Origin of the sequence: Victivallis vadensis (genome assembly GCF_003096415.1) — a bacterium.
Classification (GTDB): Bacteria; Verrucomicrobiota; Lentisphaeria; order Victivallales; family Victivallaceae; genus Victivallis; species Victivallis vadensis.
The window spans coordinates 170,962-191,836 of sequence record NZ_QEKH01000004.1 but is presented as its reverse complement, the minus strand read 5'-3'; the positions used below and the strand labels follow the sequence as shown (position 1 = coordinate 191,836).

Sequence of the window (20,875 nt, the reverse complement as noted above, 5' to 3'; positions counted from 1 at the left end):
ATATTGCAATATACGCCTTTTCTGAGGAAGAATCAATATCTTGTCTGCCCTTTCTTAGGTTTATCAATCATGTCCTTCCGGGAGTCGTTTTGCGAAGAGGAAACTCCGACATTCATCACGGAGTCGGCGATGCGCCCCTGACGGGCGGATGCGACGACGCCGGTGATCTGCGCTTTGGCGCTTTCTCCGCTGGGAGTTACATGGAAGGTCGCCACGATCTTCTTTTCTTCTCCGGGGGCGATGGTGAACGGAATTGATTGCGGTTCACACTTCCAGTTTTCGGGTAGTTGAAGCGAGGCTGTGCCCCGTTCCGTTTCACTGCCGAGGTTGGTGAGCCGGAGGTGGACCGGATAGGGCTCTCCGGCCTTCAAGGTCGCGGAAAGGTTCGGCTTGTCGAAAACGGATTTGCGGGCCGGATGCTTCTTTTCCGCCGGAAGTACCGCCTGAATCAGGGTTTTCCACTTGTCGTTCGGCTGGAACTCCGCCGGAAAGAGGTTCAGGCTGAAATGCTCCGCCTCCCGCAGCAGCTCCGGGGCGGCTCCCAGCACGAATTGCGGGTAGTCGTCGAGCCGGAGGGTCAGGAAGCCGTTGTCGGTTCTGACTTTGCGCCGGTTGCCCATCAGGTCCGCGACTTCAACCTCGGGAACGCCGACCCGGAAACGAACCGGCAGCGGCTCCGGTTCCCGTTCCGCCGGAAAACCGTTCCACAACAGCGAGGTTCCCGGCTTCTGGTCTTGCCATGCCGGGGTGTCGATCGCTTCGGCTTCGACCTTCTGCCGGTAGAGGGTGGCCCAGCAGGCCAGCAGCGGGCGGTTCTCCGGGGTGCGGAAGGCGCGGATGTAGACATAGGGTTTCAATTCCGGGTTCCGGCTGCTTTCGACGGTTTCGCGGTCGGCGGCGAGCAGCTCCTTTTCCAGCCCCGGCGTGGCCTGCCCGAACCAGGAGCGGCTGAATTCCGCGTCGCGGTCCATCGCATTGGAAATCCGTCCCGGCGACAGCAGTTCCCCGGCGTATCTGGCGCCGTCAAGCAGCCGGGTCATCGCCGCGTAAGCCGGGTAGGCCGGGCGCGGCTGGCCGTATTCGGTGATTCCGAAGCCGCCGTAGCTGTCGACGGTGAACCACATCTTGTTGGAGAGTCCGTAGGCGAGGGCCTGCAGATAGCTGCGGACCATGAAGGCCGCCGCGATGCCGCTCTCCGAAACCGAGCGCAGCGGGTACTTTTCCACGCGGCGGTCCGGATAGCGCGTCAGGTAGCCGTTTTCGCTGTCGTACACCGGCTTGGCTCCGAAGCGGTCCATCAGGCCGCGCAGCAGCGTGACCCGGTCGTGCAGCCAGAATTCGCGGGTCATGGTGTTGTTGACCTCGGGGGCGCGGGGAAAGCAGTGCAAATGCACAAAGAGCGCATCCATATAATCCCACGCTCCGTTCTGCTGGAACTCCTCAAGCCAGTGGATGTCCACTCCGGCGATGCCGCTGGAACCGACCTGCAGCGCCGGATCGTGCTGTTTGAGTTTTACGTATTCGATCTTCATCTCCTCGGCGAAATCGACGGGCAATCGGCGGGCGTTCACCTCGTTGGCGGCTTCGGTCAGCCGGAAGGTGCCGGGAGGCATCCGCAGGCTTTCGGCGGCCGACGGCACCGGTTCGAGCTGCCGGACGGCCTGCTCGCGCAGGTATGCCGCCGCCTGTTCCGGCGTGTAGACGCCGCTTTCCGGCAGGGCGGGCATGGCGGCTCCTTCCGGCAGGACCGGCCAGGCGCGGCGGATCATGCTCATGCCGATCCACTCCATCAGGTCGAGCTTTTCGACGGTCTTGCGGTTCCAGGGGTAGAGGATGCCGCCGAAGATCGAGCCTTTTTTGAACTTCCGTTCCGTCGGGGGCAGGATACAGAAGCTCTGGCGCAGCGGAGCGGCATCCGGCAGGTCGAGCCGCAGCTCGAAGTAGCCGTAGCGGTCGACCGGCAGGGGAACGGCCTGCTCCGTCGCTTTGCCCGGCTCCGCCGCCAGTTTCAGTGCGGGGGAGGCGACCGGTTCGCCGCGGTGGTCGCGGATCTCGAAGCGGGTGTCCAGCTTCAGCGGGCGGCCGGTCCGGTTCAGCAGCCGGAACACCGCCTCGCGCCGGTCGCCGTCGAGGATCACGTTGCAGTAACGCTGAAATTCAAAACGGGCCTGCACCGGCTGCTTCGACAGGCGGCTGAACACCGGCGGCCTGCCGCAATACGGGGTCAGGGCAAGCACCAGATTCAGGCGGTGTTCGCCGTCCTTTCCGGGCCACTCCAGCCGGGTGGAGCTGTTTTTCTGTTTGCGGTTGTAGGAGAGCTGCAAAGGAGGATCGGATTCCAGCCGCAGTCCGCAACTGCCTCCTTCCGGCCCGTTGTCGGCAGCGGAGCCGAGCAGCCGCAGCTCCTCCCGGGGATACGAGAAGATGAGCCGCTGCCGGAAAATCTCCTTCATATCTCCCCGGTAGCGGCCGTCGAAACTGATCTTGAGCCACTCCGGATACGCTTCGATCACGCCGGTGAGGGCGACCCGCCCGGCCTGCGGGCCGGTGAAGCGGTATTCAAACCGGATCACGTCACATTCGGGCCGGCGTTCCGTCTCCACCGCCTGGAAGCCGCCGGTGCGGAAGAAAAAATTCCAATCCTTGTCCGCCGCATCGAAACTGATCCGGCTCAGAAAAGGGGCGAACGTGCCGTCCGGCTGCCGGATGGAGACGGCGATGCTCCGGCTGTAGTCCAGTTGGTAATCCTTGCCCTGATAAAACTTCGGTTCGGCGGCATTGCCGCAGAAAACAGCAAAAATGATAAAAAGGAATGCAAACTTGTGCATGGCGGAATCTCCTGATCGTTCAGCGGCCGAAACAGTCGCGGTCGGCGGCGAGCCAGCTGGTGTATTTGCGGTATTCGACATGGCCGTCGCAGAAGCCGCCGATCGCTCCGCCGGCATGCCGGTCCGAAAAGCTCTGGGCAAGCGTGATGCTCCACGGGGTCGCCAGGGGGGAATAAAACGAAATGCTGCCGCGGGTATCGCCGACGAGCACCCGGGCGGAGGCGTCTTTGATGCGGGAGAGCTTGAGCGAATGGTTGTAGCCGACTCCGTAGGTCTGGCTGGCGTAGATGCCGAATTGCCCGGATTCGGAGACGGCGGATGGACAGATGAAAACTCCGGTCCGGCTTTTGCCTCCGGCCTCGCTCTCCCAGCTTTTGGGGGCCGGCAGGTAGTTGCCGCGCACCAGCAGATTTGTCCACCAGTTGTTGTTGCGCGACGGGTTGGTGCCGGTGAAACTGACGGCGAGATTCAGCGGCGGCGTGTTGTCGCCGAAGTCCCCGGCATACATCAGGATTCCGGCCATCACCTGTTTCTGGTTGGCGGCGCAGTTGCTCTGCTGCGCGTGCATCCGCGCCTTGTTGAGAGCCGGCAGCAGCATCCCGGCGAGAATCGCAATGATTGCCACTACCACGAGCAGCTCAATCAGCGTAAATCTTGCGGTAGTCGGCCTTAAGCGGCGGTATGCGGGGGGCGTATCCGCCTCGTGCCGCGCCCCCTGCGTCCGGCAAGGTGCCGGTGCCGGGTACGGGGCGGTCGACAGGCGGAGGCGCGGTCGGCCGGCGGGGAAGGAAGATCCGCAATAACGTGAAGTTGTCTTCCCGCTTTTCTGCGGAAAAACAACTTCATGTTTTTGCTCCGACTTGCCGCTTGCAGAGCATTGGCCAAGGCGTGAGAGCTTGCGGGGAATATGTGAAAAGTTGAGGATGTTTGGTACGGGGAGAGACGCGGCGCAAGTCGCCGCTTTCTCTCCCCCGAACCCCTCTCTTTCCCGCAGAGCGGCATATGGAGACCGATTGCATATTTTATAAATAATATTCACGAGCAGCTCAAGCAGCGTAAATTGGAGACATGCCGTCCTCAACGGAGCTGCGGGGGAAGGCGGAGGTATGATGTGTGCGGTTCGAGTGGGATTCATGGGGGAGGCTCCTTTATCTTGTGTGCCGGTGACTTGACTTATTTATGCGGAATGCTTTCCCGGTCGACTATGACCGCCGGGTATCTGCGTTCGCGCTGCCGGGGCAGGTTCCCCGCGAGGATGTCGAGCGCGTCGCGGCTCATCGCGGTGAAATCGGTCCGGGTGCTGGACAGCGCGGGCGTACAGTCCTGCAGGATCGGATCGTCGCCGTGGGCGAGGATGCCGACCTCCTCCGGGACGCGGATGCCGTGCTCCCACAGCACCCGCCGCCCCGCGAATGCGCCCGCTGACCCGATGTAGATCAGTCCGGTGAGTTCGCGTTCGCGGATTTCGCCGAGAGAGTCGAGGGTGACTTTGCGGCTCGCCTCGCGGCTGCTCTCCCACGATTTGATCGCGCCGGAAAGCAGGGTCAGTTCGATGCCGGATTCGGCGGCGGCCTCCTGGGCGCCCGCGATCATCTGCTGCGGAATCGTCCCGTCCGGAACGGCGCGGATGAAGCCGATCCGCCGGTGTCCCTTGTCGCGGAAGCAGCGGATGCAGCTTTGCCCGTTGGCGCGGGCGTCCGGAAGCAGCAGCGATACGTTGTCCGGCAGTTCGTCGTAGGTGAAATAGCTGTCGAGGATCACTGCGGGGCAGGGGAAGGCGCCGAGCTGTTCGAGCACTCCGTCTTCGAGATGATCGGCGGAGGACATCAGCACCACGCCGCGCAGGTTTTCCGTGCGGGCCACGTCGCGGAGCAGGCCGGAGCGGTCGCTGTCGCGCTGCAGCCGGTAGTTCCGCGCGGTGAAACCCAGCTGCCGGGCATAGGCGTTCAGGGTGTGTTCCATCTGCCAGATCGTGCTGGCGAAGTAGTCCACGCACAGGAATGCGACGTTGCCGCGCCCGGCCTCCTCCGCCGGGGGACGGACTGTAAACGGCGCGGCCCCGGAGCGGCTGACGATCCCGGTCCCCCGGCGGCAGTACAGGACACCCTCCTTTTCGAGGTCGTGCACCGCCCGGCTGACCGGAGACTGCGAGGCGTGGAACCGCCGCATCAGTTCGGCAATGGTCGGCATCCGGAGGCGCGACTCCGGTTTCAGTGCTTCCGCTTTCAGGAATGCTTTGATTTCATCGTATTTTCGGGACATGGGTCATCTTCCGTTTTTACTTCCACAAAAGAACTATATTGATATTATGACCGATTTCAGTCGATTTGTCAAGGGGGGAGTGCTGTTTTTTTCGGAAAAAAACGGTAAAGAGCCGCAACAGACCGGCTGCGGCGGGGAAAAAGCGGTTGCATTTGCCGGATTGGCGGAGTATACTATCCGGGACGGACACAACAGGAGCATGATACGATGGCGCATCCGGCGGAACTGCCGACAGTGAGGCTGACTTCAAACCGGTTCTGGGGCGGGGATTTCCACTTCAGCATCTTCACGGTGCGCCATACGCCGGAGAGCCATCCGTTCCAGTACTGCCGGAATTTCTGGAAGATCATCTACGTACTCTCCGGCTGCGGCGCGGAGGTGATCGACGGCGTCGGGTACGCACTGCGGCCGGATACCCTGTTCGTGATCCATCCCGACGACGTGACCCGCTTCGAACTGGCGGGCGATTCGGAGATCGAAATCTGCAACATCCTCTTTCTGCCGGAGTTGATCGCGTTCGGCGCGCCGTTTCTGGCGGACTATCCCGATTTCATGCGCATTTTCGACCCCGCCCGGAAGCCGGAGGTCGGGCGCGAGCAGCGCGAACGGCTCTATATCCAGAAGGCGGACCAGTCCATCGCCGCGCTGGTCCGGGCGATGCTGCGCGAGTTCAACCAGGCGCAGGCGAACTACCGTTCGGTGATCCGCCTCCAGCTGCTCGAACTGCTGTGCCGGATCGCCCGGCAGAGCGACCGCAAGATCCGCCGCAGCCGGGGGCGGGCGGTCGCGGAACAGGCCGCCGACTTCCTCCGCGAGCACCATAGTGAACCTTTCGAGCCGGCGGCGCTGGCGGCGCGGTTCGGCGTGAGCCGCCAGTATCTCCACCGGGTTTTTTCGCGCACGTACGGGATGAGTCTCGGCGATGCGCTGCGCGACTGCCGGTTGACCGCCGCGTACCGGCAGTTGCTCGAACACCCGGAACGCACGGTTTCGGAGGTCTGTTACGGCTGCGGTTTCAACGATTTGAGCTACTTCTACCGGTTGTTCCGGGCGCGCTACGGCTGCGCGCCGGGACGGTTGCGCGGCTGACGGGGCGGGCGGAGAATTGTTTGGACTGGAGTAAACTTTTTCACGGAATCGTCCGCCCCGCGTTCCGCCGTCCAATTCTTCCATATTTTTTCTGCTATACTATATGGCGTATCATCAACCACGCGAGGTAGCCATGCAATTGAAGAATGTGACGCTCGAACTGAGCGCAAAGCCGTTCCGCGACGACAGCGACGCCGAACTCCGGCGGGTGGCGCGGAAGCTGTTCACCCAGTGGAAGCCGCTGACCGACCGGGCCGAACGGATTTCGGTGCTGCTGTGGATCGCCGACGGCAGCGAAATCCTTGAATACACCGGGAATCCCGAAGCGCCGCTGGAGTGGAATTACTGGTACGGCGTCGCCAATCCCGATCCGAATCCTCCCGCCGGTCTTTCGGAGCGGGCGTGGAAAAATACCCACCTGAGGCCGGTGAAGTTTCGCCCCGACGCCGCGCCGCGCACCTATGGCTGGCTGAAGCGGCTGATCGCGGTGCTCCGCGAAACCGGAGCCGAAATCGGTGGAAAACCGGTCCGGATCGGCGCGACCTTCGACAACGGCCCCGAATTCGCGGTGTCGGCGTTCAAATACCGCAAACATCCCGAAATCGCGCAGGCGCACACTTTGTATCCGCACAGTTTCGTGGTCTGCACCGCGGCGCTGCGCGCCGATCCGCAGCCTTACGCCGGTTTCCCGGAGGGGATTCCGGAGGGGACGCCGCTCGGCGCGTTTCTGGGGCGGCAGCTCCGCTGTTTCGCGCATGACCTCGGCTATGACTACATCTGGCTCTCGAACGGGATGGGCTTCGGCGCGGAAACGTGGGGGATCACCGGGAGCTTGTTCGACAAGAAGGAGTTCCGCCCGGAAAAAGCGCCGGAAGCTGCCGCCGCGATGCTCCGCTTCTGGGAGGAGTTCACCCGCAATGCCGGCGATATTCCGGTCGAAACGCGCGGCAGCAACTTTTCGGCGGGGCTGGAGATGGCGACCGACGGCTGCCCGCTCGGCGAAATCTACCGCCGTTACCGGATTGCGCCGCCGGTCAATTCGCCGTGGGCGGCGCTGAACTTCAACACCGGCGTGGAGCTGGCGGCGTGGATGAGTCATGTCGCGGAGGCGCCGGGCGGGGAGTTTCCGTTCCGCTTCTACATCCACGATCCGTGGTTCCGCAACAGCCCGTGGCTGGACCGCTACGGCCGCGAACCGTGGGACATCTATCTGCCGCTGTCGATCGGACGGCTCGGCGCGTCGGGGAAAATCGAAACCCCGTCGAGCGTGGCGCTGCTGTCGGCGGACGATTCCGAGGGCGCAATGCCCGATCAGGTGCCGCAGGAGGTGATCCCGCATCTGCTGGACGCGCTCGATCACGGACCGGACCGGCTCGCGCCGCTGCTCTGGGTTTACCCCTTCGACGAATACGACCGGACGGTCGCCGGGGCAGGGGAGGGGGCGCGCCCGGCGCCGGTGTTCGCGGAGGAGTGGTATCTCGGCGCGGCGATCCAGAACGGGCTGCCGCTGAATACCGTGGTTTCGACCGGGAACTTCCGCAAGCTGGCGGCGGAGCGCCCGGAGCTGTTCGCGGGCTGTGTGCTGGCCGTGCCGCTGTCGGGCGTGACGCCGGAGAATCTCGCGGCATTGCGGCAGGCGGCCGCCGCCGGGGCGGAGTGCCTGTTCTACGGAGCGGCGGCCCACGCGCTGCCGGAACTGCGCGAATGGCTTGGAATCGCTCTGGCCGAACCGGTGGCCGGGGAGGTCACGGTGCGGCTCGCGATGGAACAGGATCGTTGCGAAACCGGCGCCCCCGCCGCTTCGCTCCCGGTAGTGGAACAGTTCAACGCCGGAGGGCTGGCGGCGGTGCTGAAGCCGGAAGCTGGAGCGGTGGAACTGGCATCGGCGGTACGGGATGGAGCGCGTCGGCTGCTCGCGTCGGTGCGGACGCTTGAAAACGGTTCAAGGCTCGGTTTCGTGCGTGCGCTGACTCCGTGCGACTCCGAAGTGAAGCCGGGGCGTCACCTCGACCTGCTGCCGCCGTCGGAGGCGTTTCCGGCGGAACGGCTGATGCGGCTGGCGCTGGCGGAGTTCGGCTGGAAGCTGCGTTTTACCGGCTTCGGGGCGGATACGCTGCTGCCCCGGATCAACCTGTCGCGCCATGACAATGCATTCTGCTGGTCGGTGTTCGCGCCGGACACCACGGCGGAAATGCGGCTCAATACGCCGTTCGGCGCGCCGGTGCCGGACGAGATGGAGACCCGGCTCTGCGGCGGCGACGCGCTGTGGCATCCCGGCAAATGCATGCACCGGGCCTGCCGCTGTTTCGTGCGGCAGCGGCAGGATGCGGTGATCGGCTGCAAGACGATGTGGGCGGAGTATGCCGGAGTGAAGGGAAGAATGCAGTATGCCGGATTCCGGGACGCCGAGGTGCGTTTCTTCCCGCCGGAAGGGTGCGAAGCGACGCTGGAGGTTGTGAATCCGCCCCCGGAAGACCGTTGGAATCTGCTCAGCGAGGCGCTGCTGCCGGTCGAATGGGAGGATACCCCGCACGGCCGCTGCGCGGTGGTCAGGAACGTCAATGGAACGCTCCGCTTCGCATGGTGAAAACAACAGGAGAAGCTATGGAAATGAATCTGTTGCAGGTTGCCCGCCGCAAACCGCTCACAGCGACGGTCGGGGTGATGTCGGTCGGGCTGGATACCTACTGGGAACAGTTTCCCGGCCTGCTTGAGAGGATGCGCGCCAAAAGCGTGCGCCTCTGCGAAAAGCTGTGCGCCAATCAGGTGGTCGTCCGCGATTTCGGGATGATCGACCGGGCCGAAAAGGCGTATGCGGCGCTGCCGGAAATCGAGGCGGCGCAACCGGATGTGCTGTTTGTGGATATGGTCACTTACGCGACCAGCGCGACGTTCGCGGCGATCGTGCGCAAACTGACGGTTCCGGTGGTGCTGGTTGCGCTGCAGCCGGAGGCGGCATTGGATTATCCGAATGCGACGACTTTCATGCAGCTCTGCAACGACGACCTCTGTTCGGTGCCGGAGTTCACCGGGGTGGCGGTCCGGATGGGGCGCCCCGTCGCGGATGTGATCATCGGGCGGCTCGACGGCGATCCGGCGGCGGACGCGGCGCTGGCCGAATGGTGCCGCATCGCCCATGTCCGGCACGATCTTGCCCGTGCCCGGATCGGCTACATGGGCCGGGTGCTGGAGACGATGCTGGATATGCAGACCGATCCGGCCGCGCTGACCGCCGCCTTCGGCTGTCACGCGGTGCCGTGTGAACCGGATGAGATCATGCGGGAGTTCGCGCCGCTGGCGGCGGACGACCCGGCGGTGGCGGCGATGTCGCGGCGGATTCTGGAGTTCTTCGACACTCCCGAGCCGGTCGGCGACCCGCTGACCGCCCGGCTGACAGAAGCGGATCTGCTGCTGGCGTCGCGCGCGGCGGTCGCGCTGGAACGGTTCATCGACCGCCGGAAGCTCGACGGTTTCGCATACTATTACGAGGGCGAACCGGGTTCGGAGCTGCGCAAGCTGGTCACGAACTTCATCGTCGGCAACTCTTTGCTGACCGGGGCGGGTTTCCCGATGTGCGGCGAATTCGACCTCAAGACCTGCGTGGCGATGCTGATTATGGACCGGCTGGAGATCGGCGGCAGCTTTGCGGAATTCCATCCGGTTGATTTTGAACGGGATACCGTGCTGGTCGGCCATGACGGGCCGCACCATCTGAACATCGCGGACCGCCGCCCGGTGCTGCGCAGCCTGAAAAAGTATCACGGCAAGCCGGGGGCGGGCGCGGGCGTGGAGTTCAACATCAGGACCGGGCCGATCACGATGCTGAGCATCGGCGTGAATGCGTCGGGAAAGTTCAGGTTCGTGATCGCCGAAGGCGAATCCGTGCCGGGACCGATCCCGCCGACCGGAAACACCAACACGCACGGCCGGTTCGCTCCCGATGTGCGCACCTTCCTGAAACGGTGGTGCCTCGCCGGGCCGACCCACCACTTCGCGCTCGGCGTCGGCCGTCACGCCCGCGCGATCGAACGGGTCGCCGCCACATTCGGCGTGGAGTCCGTGATTGTCACTGGGGAAAATTTCGGTTTACAAGTCACCGGATGAGAAGCTCATAGGCCATCACGCCGCCTTTGAAAAAGTTGTCCGGATGCAGGACGGCCTTGCCGTCGGGAAGCGGCTTGGGCTGTCGTTCCCCGACGGTTTCACCGGCGGCGGACAGGGCCTGAACGGTCACGGCTCCTGCAGGAAAGAGAAATCCAGCGCGTTTCCCGGTTTGGCTGCGGGGAAATCATATTGCGGCAACGGCCGGTATTCGGCGTCATCCGGTCACGTGAAACCGCCCCCGCTGCGGAAGCTGGACGCCGGGACAAGCCAATGTGAATTGCAGCGAGGCCTGCCGGATCGCGCTGTTTTTCGTAATTAACCGCAGCCTGAACAGGTAATTGCCGTGATCGTTCCGGCGGTTTCGCGGGTCCGGTTCAGCGCCGGAAGCAGCGGGCGGCAAGGATGACGATAACTGCAATTACGATCAACAGTTCAATCGCCGTCAAAAAAAGCCCGCCGCCCCCTCGGGAATGGCGCCGGAACATCCGGCGCAGGGGACGGCGGGCGGGAAGGAGCTTCTTCAGCGCTGCCCGGCCGGTTTGAGATGGCGGTGGTACTCCTGCAGGCTGCACACCTCGAAGCGGCCGAATTCCATCTTGTCGGTCAGCCCTTCGATTGCGGCGGTCATGCCGGCCATCGTGGTGGTGACGGGGATTCCGGCGGCGAGCGCCTGCGAGCGCATCCGGGTCTCGTCGACCATCGCCTCCGCGCCGTTTTCACTGGTGTTGATGATCCACTGGACCTGCTTTTCCTGAATCAGGTCCAGCAGGTTCGGGCGGCCGCGGGAGATGCGGAAGATCGCGCGCGACTTGATGCCGTGGTTCCACAGCAAAGTGGAGGTTCCGAGCGTCGCGTAGAGGTCGAAACCGAGCTTGACCAGCCGCCGGGCCAGTTCCACCGCCTGCGGCTTGTCCTCGTCGCGGACCGACAGAAACACATTGCCGGAATAGGGCAGGCGGCTGCCCGCTGCAAGCTGGCTCTTGAGATAGGCCAGCCCGCGGTCGGGATCGAGGCTCATCACTTCGCCGGTCGATTTCATCTCCGGGCTGAGCATGATGTCCACGCCCGGAAATTTCACGAAGGGGAATACCGCCTCCTTGACCGCCGTGTAGGGCAGTTCTACCTCACGGGTGAAACCGAGTCCGTCCAGCGTCTCCCCCGCCATGCAGCGCGCAGCGAGGCCCGCCAGCGGCACGCCGATCGCCTTGCTGACGAAGGGAACGGTGCGCGAGGCGCGCGGATTGACTTCGATCATGTAGATTTCGCCGTCCTTGACCGCCAGCTGCATATTCATCAGGCCGCATACGTGCAGTTCCCGGGCGAATTCCCGCGCATAGGCGCGCACCTTTTCCTGAATTTCCGCCGACAGGGTCATCGGAGGAATCACGCTGGCCGAGTCGCCGGAGTGGATGCCGGCGGGTTCGACGTGCTCGAGGATCGCGCCGATCACGGTACGGCGGCCGTCGCTGATGCAGTCCACATCCAGCTCCACCGCGTTTTCGAGGAACCGGTCGATCAGGATCGGCTTGCCTTCCGCGACCGCAGCGGCCGCTTCCACGTATTTGCGCAGATAGGCCTCCTTGTAGACGATCACCATGCCGCGTCCGCCGAGCACGAAGGAGGGGCGCACCAGCAGCGGATAGCCGATCCGGTCCGCGATTTCGACCGCTTCCGCGACGTTATGGGCGATGCCGGATTCCGGCTGGCGGATGCCGATTTTTTCGGAGAGCCGCTTGAAGAAATCCCGGTCCTCGGCGGCGTCGATGTCGTCGGGACTGGTGCCGATCACGTTGGCTCCGGCGGCTTCCAGCTGCCGGGCGAGGTTCAGCGGGGTCTGGCCGCCGAACTGCACGATCACGCCCGCGCATTGTTCGCGCTCGTAGACCGCGATCACATCCTCCAGCGTCAGCGGTTCGAAATAGAGTTTGTCGCTGGAATCGTAGTCGGTCGAAACCGTCTCCGGGTTGCTGTTGACCATCACCACTTCATAGCCCGCCTTGCGCAGCGCGAAGGCCGCGTGCACGCAGCAGTAGTCGAATTCGATCCCCTGTCCGATCCGGTTGGGGCCGCCGCCGAGGATCATGATGCTCTTCTTGCCGCCGGAGCCGCGGACCGGTTCGTCATATTCGCCGCAGGTCGAATAGTAGTAAGGGGTTTTCGCTTCGAACTCCCCGGCGCAGGTGTCCACCGTGCCGTAGACCGGGGTGAGTCCGGCGCGCCGGCGCGCCGCACGCACTTCGCACTCGGTTGCGTGCAGCAGAAAGGCGATCTGCCGGTCAGAGTAGCCGAACTCCCTGGCCTGCCGGAAGAGCGGCAGGTCTCCGGCCAGCGTTTCGAGCGTTCCGGCCGCGGCGATCTCCTCTTCGAAGGCGGCCAGCTCCGCGAGATGGCGCAGGAAATAGGGATCGATCCGGGTCAGTTCATGGAGCCGTTCTTCGGACCAGCCGCGCTTCATCGCGGCGCGCAGCACATAGATGCGTTCGGCGTTGGGGCGGATCAGTTCGGCCTCCATTGCCGCGTCGGACATCGCTTCATACGGTTCATCCTTGCCGTCCGCTCCGAAACCGGCCCGGCCGGTTTCCAGCGAACGCAGCGCTTTCTGGAACGCCTGCTTGAGGTTCCGCCCGATTGCCATCGCCTCGCCGACCGACTTCATCTGCGTGCCGAGCGTCGAATCGGCGGCGGGGAATTTCTCGAAGGTGAAACGCGGCACCTTGACGACCACATAGTCGAGCGCCGGCTCGAAGCAGCTCGGCGTCTCGCCGGTGATGTCGTTGCGGAGCTCATCGAGCGTGTAGCCGACCGCCAGCAGCGCCGCGATCTTCGCGATCGGGAAGCCGGTCGCTTTGGAAGCCAGTGCACTGGAACGCGATACGCGCGGATTCATCTCGATGATGATCCGCCGCCCGTTTTCGGGATTGACCGCCCACTGCACGTTCGAACCGCCGGTTTCGACGCCGATGGATTGCATCACCTTCAGGCTGTCGTCGCGCATGGCCTGATACTCGGCGTCGGTCAGGGTCTGGATCGGCGCGACGGTGATCGAGTCGCCGGTGTGCACGCCCATCGGATCGAGGTTTTCGATCGAACAGACGATCACGGCGTTGCCCTTTTTGTCGCGCATCACCTCCATTTCGAACTCCTTCCAGCCGAGCAGCGATTCTTCGATCAGCACCTCGGAGTTCAGGCTGGCCGCAAGGCCGCGTGTGACGATCGCGTCGAACTCCTCCGGGGTGTGCGCGATGCCGCCGCCGGTGCCGCCGAGAGTGAAGCCGGGGCGGATGATCAGCGGCCAGCTGCCGATCGCATCCGCGACCGCCAGCGCCTCCGCCATCGAGTGCGCCGAACCGGAGCGGGGCAGGTCAAGCCCGATGCCCTGCATGGTCTGCTTGAAGAGCTGCCGGTCCTCCGCCTTGCTGATCGCATCGGCGGTCGCGCCGATCAGTTCGACCTGATAGCGGTGCAGGATTCCCTTTTCTTCCAGCTCCATCGCGAGGTTCAGCGCGGTCTGGCCGCCGAGGGTGGGCAGCAGCGCGTCGGGACGCTCGCGCCGGATGATTTCGTGCAGGATGTCGCTGGTCAGCGGCTCGATGTAGGTGCGGTCTGCGAATTCCGGGTCGGTCATGATCGTGGCCGGATTGCTGTTGACCAGCACGACCTCGAACCCTTCGCGTTTCAGGACTTTGCAGGCCTGCACGCCGGAGTAGTCGAACTCGCAGCCCTGGCCGATCACGATCGGACCGGAGCCGATCAGCATGATTTTTCTGATGTCTGTGCGTTTCGGCATGATTTATCTCCCTTGCCGGTGTTGCAGCGCCGCGGCCACCAGCCCGTTGAACAGCGGGTGGGCCTTGCGGGGGCGCGATTTGAATTCGGGGTGAAACTGGCATCCGATGAAATAGGGATGATCCGCTTCGAGTTCGACGACTTCGACCAGCCGGTCGTCCGGACTGGTCCCGGTCGCGGCCAGTCCGGCTTCGGCGAGCCGGGCGCGGAAGGCCGGGTTGAATTCGTAGCGGTGGCGGTGGCGCTCGCCGGTTTCGGAAACTCCGTAAAGTTCCGCGCTGCGGCTGCCGGGGCGGAACCGGCAGGGGTAGGAGCCGAGCCGCATCGTGCCGCCCTTTTCGGTCACGCCGCGCTGGCCGGCCATCAGGTCGATCACCGCGTGGGCGGTGTCCGGATCGAATTCGGTGCTGTTCGCATCCTGCCAGCCGAGCACGTTGCGGGCGAATTCGATCACCGCGCACTGCATCCCGAGGCAAATGCCGAGAAACGGGATTTTGCGGGTCCGGGCGTATTCGACCGCCCGGACCTTGCCCGGCACGCCGCGCCCGCCGAAGCCGCCCGGCACCAGAATGCCGTCGGCCTCCTTCAGGATCAGGGCCGGATCGCCTTTTTCCAGCTCCTCGGCTTCGACCTTCAGGAACCGGATTTTCGCGTTGTTCGCGATCCCGGCGTGGTTCAATGCCTCGTAGATGCTTTTGTAGGCGTCCTGATGCTTGATGTACTTGCCGACCACCGCGATGGTGCATTCGCGCGTCGGATGGAGCACACCGTCGAGCCACGCGAGATAGTCCGCCAGATCAAGGGTGCGGCGGTCGAGCCGGAGCAGGTCGAGGGTTTTCACGTCCAGTTCCTGCCGGGCGAGTTCGAGCGGCACTTCGTAGATGGAGTTCTGCACGTCAAGTTCTTCGACCACATACTCTTCGGGCACGTTGCAGAAGAGCGACAGCTTTTTGAAGTGATCCGGCTCCATCGGGATTTCGGTGCGGCAGACCAGCAGATCCGGCGCGATGCCGATGTTGCGCAGCGTCGCGACCGAATGCTGCGACGGCTTGGTTTTCAGCTCCTTCGCGGCCCGGATGTAGGGCACCAGCGTCAGGTGCAGGAAGATCGCGTTGTCGCGCCCCGCCTCCAGCCGGAACTGGCGTGCCGCTTCGAGGAAGGGGAGGGACTCGATATCGCCGGCGGTGCCGCCGATTTCGGTGATCGCGATATCCGTGTCGGCGGAGTCGAGCGACCGGATCGCGCGCTTGATCTCGTCGGTGATGTGCGGAATCACCTGCACGGTCGCGCCGAGGTAGCCGCCCGCCCGCTCCCGGGCGATCACGTTGCCGTAGATGCGGCCTGAGGTGTAATTGCTGGCGCGCGAACAGCTTACTCCGGCCAGCCGCTCGTAGTGGCCGAGGTCGAGGTCGGTTTCGGCGCCGTCATCGGTCACGAACACCTCGCCGTGCTGGTAGGGGCTCATGGTGCCGGGATCGACGTTCAGATAGGGGTCGAGTTTCTGCATCGCGACGCGGTAGCCGCGTTTTTCGAGCAGCAGCGCGAGGCTTGCTCCGGTGATCCCTTTGCCGAGGCTGGAAACCACGCCTCCGGTTACGAAAATATGCTTGGTCATGGTTCAACGCTCCAGAAGGTTGCGGAATTGGGTGAAAAGATAGCCCGAATCGTGCGGCCCCGGCGCGGATTCCGGGTGGTATTGGACGCTGAAAGCCGGTTCGGATCTGTGGCGGATGCCTTCTATCGTGTTGTCGTTCAAATTGATATGGGTGACTTCAAGGCAGGAGGGCAGCCGTTCGGAACTCAAGGCGAAGTTGTGGTTCTGGCTAGTGATTTCGACCGCGCCGGTCGCGAGGTTGCGGACCGGGTGGTTGCAGCCGTGGTGGCCGAACTTCAGCCGTCCGCACTCCGCTCCCGCCGCCAGCCCGAGCAGCTGGTGGCCGAGGCAGATGCCCATCAGCGGCACCTTGCCGAGAAGGGCGCGGATCATTTCGACGGCGTACCGGACCGCCGCCGGGTCGGCGGGGCCGTTGGAGAGGAACACCCCGTCCGGCCGTTCGGCGAGCACCCCGGCCGCGGTGCTGCGGGCCGGAAGCACGGTTACGCGCATTCCCGCCGCCGCGAGCCCGCGCAGGATGTTGTACTTGATCCCGTAGTCTAGCGCGACCACATGGAAATCGCCGGAGTCGTTCCACTCGAAGCGTTTGCCGGCGGTCACCCTGGCCGCGTAGTCCTGTCCGTCCAGCCCTTCCCAGGCGCGGGCCTTTTCGACCGCCTCGGCTTCCGTGACCGGTTCGCCGGAGACGTGCAGATAGGCGCGCTGGCTGCCCCGGCTGCGGAGCGCGACGGTCAGTTTCCGCGTATCGATTCCCGCGATACCCGGTTTGCCGGAGCGCTTCAGCAGTTCGGCCAGCGATTCGGTCGAACGGAAGTTGGAGGGGGCGTTCAGCTCGTGGATCACCAGCCCGTTCAGAAACAATCCGCGGGATTCGACATCCTGCGGATTGCAGCCGTAATTGCCGATTTCCGGCGCGGTCAGCGTCACGAACTGGCCGGCGTAGGAGGGATCGGTGAGGATCTCCTGATAGCCGGTCATGCCGGTGTTGAACACCGCTTCCCCGACCGCGTCGACCGGCGCGCCGAAGCTCCAGCCCCGGAAGATTTCGCCGTCGGCGAGGGCGAGGAAAGCGGCCCGCTCCCGCATCTTTTTCCATTGGTTCATTTGAAACTCCTTCCCCGTTGTTTCAATATTCAATACGCGCGTTCGTCGCGTTTTTCCATATAGTTGACCAGCGCCCGGTTCACCACCCGGAAGCCGCCCGGCGTCGGATAGTCGCCGGTGAAATACCAGTCGCCCCGGTGGTCCGGGCAGCATTTCGCGAGATTCGCGCAGGTCTGGAACACCAGCGTGAGTTCCGCGCGCAGCCCCTCCGGTTTCAGCCGCCGGGCGATCGCATCGGTCAGTTCGGCATCGGTGAATTCGTCGTAAACCGGCTTCACGCAGTTGGTCATCTCCGGTTCCGGGCCGGAGAGCTGCCGTTTGGCCTCCTCGTAACAGCGTTCGAGCAATTCGGACTTGCCGTGCATGTTGAGCAGGTCGACGGCGGCTTCGAAGGCGACCAGCTCCCTGAGGCTGGCCATGTCGATGCCGTAGCAGTCCGGGTATCGGATCGGCGGAGCGGCCGACGCGATCACGATCCGGCGCGGCGCGAGGCGGTCGAGGATCGGCAGGATCGCGTTGCGCATCGTGTTGCCGCGCACGATCGAGTCGTCGATCACCACCAGCGAATCCGAGCCCGGATGCAGCAGCCCGTAGGTCACGTCGTAGATGTGCATGTAGAAGTCGCGCCGCGCCGCCGCGTCCGCGATGAAGGTGCGGAACTTCGCATCCTTGACCGCGATCTGCCCGAAACGCACTTTCGGCATGCGTCCGGCCGGAGTTTCGCGCCAGCACTCCTCCTGCAGCGCTTCGAGCATGCCGTGGAAGCTGATCTGCGCGGTGTTCGGGATGTAGGAAAAGAGCGTGTTCTCCCAGTCGCGGTTCACCGCTTCGAGCAGCTGCGGCACCAGCGCGCGGCCGAGCGCCTTGCGCTCCTGATGGATTCCGGCGTCGTTGCCGCGCGAGAAGTAGATCCGCTCGAACACGCACCGCCGCAGGGGCTTCCGGGGCAGGCACTGCTCGAACCGCACCTCGGCGTCGCGCGAGATCAGCAGCGCCTGTCCGGGCGGAAGTTCGCCGACTTCGGCGGTGGAGCAGTCGAACGCGGCCTGGATCGCGGGCCGTTCGGAGCTGACCGCGACCACTTCGTCGTCGAAGTAGTAGTAGCCGGGGCGGATGCCGGCGGGATCGCGCACCGCGAACGCTTCGCCGTTGCCGAGCAGTCCGCAGAGGGTGTAGGCGCCGTCGAAGTTGCGCATTGCGTCGGCCAGCACTTCGGCGAGGCTGAAGTTGTGCCGGCGGCGGTCGCGCATCTGTTCGAGGTAATGGCCGATCAGCTGCAGGATCAGCGCGCCGTCCTGACGGCTGGCGGGGTGGTGTCCGGTCGCCTGCAGGATGCGGAAGATTTCGGCGGTGTCGGTCAGGTTGAAGTTGCCGGCCAGCAGCAGCGTGCGGTCGAGGCAGGCGTTTTCGCGCACGAAGGGGTGGCACGCCTCCAGCCCGGAGCGGCCGAAAGTTCCGTAGCGCAGGTGGCCGAGGTAAAGTTCGCCGCAGAAGGGGTAGAGATGCTTCATCGCGTCGCCGGAGAGCGGCTCGTCGGGCAGGGGAGGGATGGCCGAACCGATCTTTTCGAGCAGGTCGGCGAGGCAGGGGGGGCGGTTGGACTTTTCCAGCCGGTAGCACGGGACGCCCGGTTCGGGATCGAGTCCGACGCAGGCGATGCCCGCGCCGTCCTGCCCCCGGTTGTGCTGTTTCTCCAGCATCAGGGCAAGTTTCTGGAACCCGTAATAGGCGGTTCCGTATTTGCGCTGGAAATACTCCACTCCGCGGCGGAGGCGGAGCAAAGTCACCGCGCACTCATGTTTGATCTGATCCGACATGGCCGTTCTTTCATTCTTTCTTTTGCTGATTCTGAACTGATTGCGGAATCCGCCGCCAACCGGTGTGCTCCGCGATCCGTTCAAAAACCTTCCCGCTCCCGGCAGTGGTTTGTGCCGCCGGAGAACGGGAAGGGAAACGGGGCGTGTCAGTAAATGAACAGCATCTCGCGGTATTTGGGCAGCGGCCAGTTGGCGTCGGGGACGAGCCGTTCGAGCTTGTCCACGGTGAGCCGCAGGTCGTTCATCGCGGCGATGATCTCCTCGTGACAGCCGCCGAGGGCGGTTCTGAGGGCTTCGCACTTGACGGAAAGCTCGTCGAGGCCGGAACCGAGTTCCCCGGCGCATTTTTCCAGCCCCGCGAGGCCGGAGGCGATTCCGGCGGCCTTGGCGTCGGCCAGAGCTTTGGCGATCATGCCGAACTCCTTCGCGACGGCGGGCTGGACCATGCTGCCGGCGATTTCGAGGGCGATCTCGCCTTCGATGCGGATTTTGCGGTGGTAATCTTCAAGGAACACCTCGTAGCGGGATTCGAGTTCGCGCCGGTTGTAGACGCGGTATTTCTCGAACATTGCGATATTTTCCTCTTTGGTCAGGCAGCGCAGCGCGTCCATCGTGGTCGCGGCGTTGGGCAGCCCGCGCCGGGCGGCCTCGGCCTTCCACTCGTCGGTGTAGCCGTTGCCGTTGAAGATGATCCGCTTGTGGGCGCTGATGATCCGCGAAAGGAGATGCTGCAGCCCGGTGTTGAACTCCTCTTTCGGGAGTTTTTCCAGCTCGTCGCTGATCCGGTCGATGGATTCGGCGACGATGGTGTTGAGCACCGTGTTGGGACCGGAGCAGGACTGGCTCGAACCCGGGGCGCGGAACTCGAACTTGTTGCCGGTGAACGCAAAGGGACTGGTCCGGTTGCGGTCGGTCGCGTCGCGGGGCAGCGGCGGCAGCGTATCCACGCCGATCTTCATGGTTCCGGCCTGGCGGCAGGAGGTCGCGGCGCCCTTTTCGAGCTGCTCGATCACGTCGGCGAGCTGGTCGCCGAGGTACATGGAGATGATCGCCGGGGGAGCCTCGTTCGCGCCGAGGCGGTGGTCGTTGCCCGCGCCGGTCACGCTGGCGCGCAGCATGTCGCTGTGCAGGTCGATCGCTTCGATGATCGCGGTCAGCACGGTCAGGAAGATCGCGTTCTGGTGCGGATCGGTGCCGGGATCGAGCAGGTTCTGGCTGCCGTAGGCGAGCGACCAGTTGTTGTGCTTGCCGGAACCGTTGACGCCCGCGAAAGGCTTTTCGTGGAGCAAACAGACCAGCCCGTTGCGGTCGGCGACTTCGCGCAGGATCTCCATCACGAGCATGTTGTGGTCGCAGGCGAGGTTCAGCTCCTCGAACATCGGCGCCAGCTCGAACTGGGCCGGGGCGACTTCATTGTGGCGGGTCTTGGCCGGAATGCCGAGCTTCCAGAGTTCCTGTTCGACTTCGGTCATGAAATTCAGGATGCGCATTTTGATCGAACCGAAGTAGTGGTCCTCAAGCTGCTGGTGCTTCGGCGGGGGCGCGCCGAACACGGTGCGGCCGGTCTGCACGAGGTCGGGGCGCTGGTAGTAGAAATTCTTGTCGATCAGGAAATACTCCTGCTCGGGGCCGAGGGTGATCTTCACATTCGCCTCTTCCTTGCCGAAGCACTTCATCAGCCGTTTCACCGAGGCCGAAAGCGCCTGCATCGAGCGCAGCAGCGGGGTCTTCTTGTCGAGCGCCTCGCCGGTGTAGCTGCAGAAGGCGGTCGGGATGCACAAGGTCGCGCCGTTGCCGTGCCGCTTGATGAAAGCCGGGCTGGTCGGGTCCCACGCGGTGTAGCCGCGCGCTTCGAAGGTGGAGCGCAATCCGCCCGACGGGAAGCTCGAAGCATCCGGCTCGCTGATGATCAGGTTTTTGCCGGAAAAAGCCATGATCGGCTTGCCGTTCCTGATTTCGAGGAAGGAGTCGTGTTTTTCGGCGGTGGTGCCGGTCAGCGGCAGAAACCAGTGCGTGAAGTGGGTCGCGCCGCGTTCCAGCGCCCAGTGCTTCATCGCGTGGGCGACGTCGGCGGCGATCGCCGGATCGAGCGGCGCGCCGTTGTTGATGGTCGCGAGCAGCTTTTCGGCGGTGGCTTTCGGCAGGTATTCGCGCATCACGTCGGCGCTGAACACGTCTTCGCCGTAGCTGCTCATGTCGACGGGAGCGGCAGGTTCCGGGACGGGGGCGTGAAGCGCCGCGACCGTGTTGACGGCATGGATACGATTCAA

The 20,875-nt window shown here is 64.1% G+C and carries 12 protein-coding genes; 3 read left to right on the top strand and 9 right to left on the bottom strand.

Annotated features, from left to right (window positions below):
- Nucleotides 1-32: 32 nt before the first annotated feature.
- From C8D82_RS04075 to C8D82_RS04065, 3 genes are read right to left on the bottom strand one after another with little or no spacing between them, the layout of a single operon-like run.
- Nucleotides 33-2,828 carry an NEW3 domain-containing protein gene (locus tag C8D82_RS04075; RefSeq protein WP_165832818.1) on the bottom strand — a complete coding sequence of 932 codons (2,796 nt, stop codon included), beginning with the start codon at nt 2,826-2,828 and terminating at the stop codon, nt 33-35.
- Between the two features lie 19 nt (nt 2,829-2,847).
- The gene (locus C8D82_RS22065; RefSeq protein WP_116882994.1) at nt 2,848-3,963 is read right to left on the bottom strand and encodes a type II secretion system protein; all 1,116 of its coding nucleotides are present in this window, start codon (nt 3,961-3,963) and stop codon (nt 2,848-2,850) included.
- Between the two features lie 38 nt (nt 3,964-4,001).
- Nucleotides 4,002-5,090, bottom strand: coding sequence for a substrate-binding domain-containing protein (locus C8D82_RS04065; RefSeq protein ID WP_116882993.1), 1,089 nt, complete (start codon nt 5,088-5,090; stop codon nt 4,002-4,004).
- 207 nt (nt 5,091-5,297) lie between these two features.
- On the opposite strand from C8D82_RS04065, the gene C8D82_RS04055 reads away from it, so the two are divergent.
- The 3 genes from C8D82_RS04055 to C8D82_RS04045 all read left to right on the top strand — a co-directional run bounded on the left by C8D82_RS04055 (nt 5,298) and on the right by C8D82_RS04045 (nt 10,283).
- Nucleotides 5,298-6,179, top strand: coding sequence for an AraC family transcriptional regulator (locus tag C8D82_RS04055; RefSeq protein WP_116882991.1), 882 nt, complete (start codon nt 5,298-5,300; stop codon nt 6,177-6,179).
- Nucleotides 6,180-6,312: 133 nt separating this feature from the next.
- A complete protein-coding gene (locus tag C8D82_RS04050) occupies nt 6,313-8,766 on the top strand; it encodes a hypothetical protein (protein WP_116882990.1) in 2,454 nt (817 codons plus the stop codon).
- Nucleotides 8,767-8,783: 17 nt separating this feature from the next.
- Nucleotides 8,784-10,283, top strand: coding sequence for an L-fucose/L-arabinose isomerase family protein (locus C8D82_RS04045; RefSeq protein ID WP_207776063.1), 1,500 nt, complete (start codon nt 8,784-8,786; stop codon nt 10,281-10,283).
- Here C8D82_RS04045 and C8D82_RS21035 read toward each other — a convergent pair.
- From C8D82_RS21035 to C8D82_RS04020, 6 genes are all read right to left on the bottom strand, one after another.
- Complete coding sequence (locus C8D82_RS21035; RefSeq protein WP_165832817.1) at nt 10,273-10,413, bottom strand: hypothetical protein; 141 nt, start codon at nt 10,411-10,413, stop codon at nt 10,273-10,275. The two genes, C8D82_RS04045 and C8D82_RS21035, sit on opposite strands and share 11 nt — an antisense overlap.
- A 390-nt stretch (nt 10,414-10,803) precedes the next feature.
- Nucleotides 10,804-14,070 carry a carbamoyl-phosphate synthase large subunit gene (carB, locus tag C8D82_RS04040; protein ID WP_116882988.1) on the bottom strand — a complete coding sequence of 1,089 codons (3,267 nt, stop codon included), beginning with the start codon at nt 14,068-14,070 and terminating at the stop codon, nt 10,804-10,806.
- 3 nt (nt 14,071-14,073) lie between these two features.
- The gene (locus C8D82_RS04035; RefSeq protein ID WP_116882987.1) at nt 14,074-15,684 is read right to left on the bottom strand and encodes a CTP synthase; all 1,611 of its coding nucleotides are present in this window, start codon (nt 15,682-15,684) and stop codon (nt 14,074-14,076) included.
- 3 nt (nt 15,685-15,687) lie between these two features.
- A complete protein-coding gene (carA, locus tag C8D82_RS04030) occupies nt 15,688-16,788 on the bottom strand; it encodes a glutamine-hydrolyzing carbamoyl-phosphate synthase small subunit (RefSeq protein WP_116882986.1) in 1,101 nt (366 codons plus the stop codon).
- Nucleotides 16,789-16,817: 29 nt separating this feature from the next.
- Nucleotides 16,818-18,605 carry a class II glutamine amidotransferase gene (locus tag C8D82_RS04025; protein ID WP_116882985.1) on the bottom strand — a complete coding sequence of 596 codons (1,788 nt, stop codon included), beginning with the start codon at nt 18,603-18,605 and terminating at the stop codon, nt 16,818-16,820.
- Between the two features lie 146 nt (nt 18,606-18,751).
- On the bottom strand, nt 18,752-20,800 hold the full coding sequence (locus tag C8D82_RS04020) for a glutamine synthetase III family protein (RefSeq protein ID WP_353891152.1): 2,049 nt from the start codon (nt 20,798-20,800) through the stop codon (nt 18,752-18,754).
- Between the last annotated feature and the right edge of the window lie 75 nt (nt 20,801-20,875).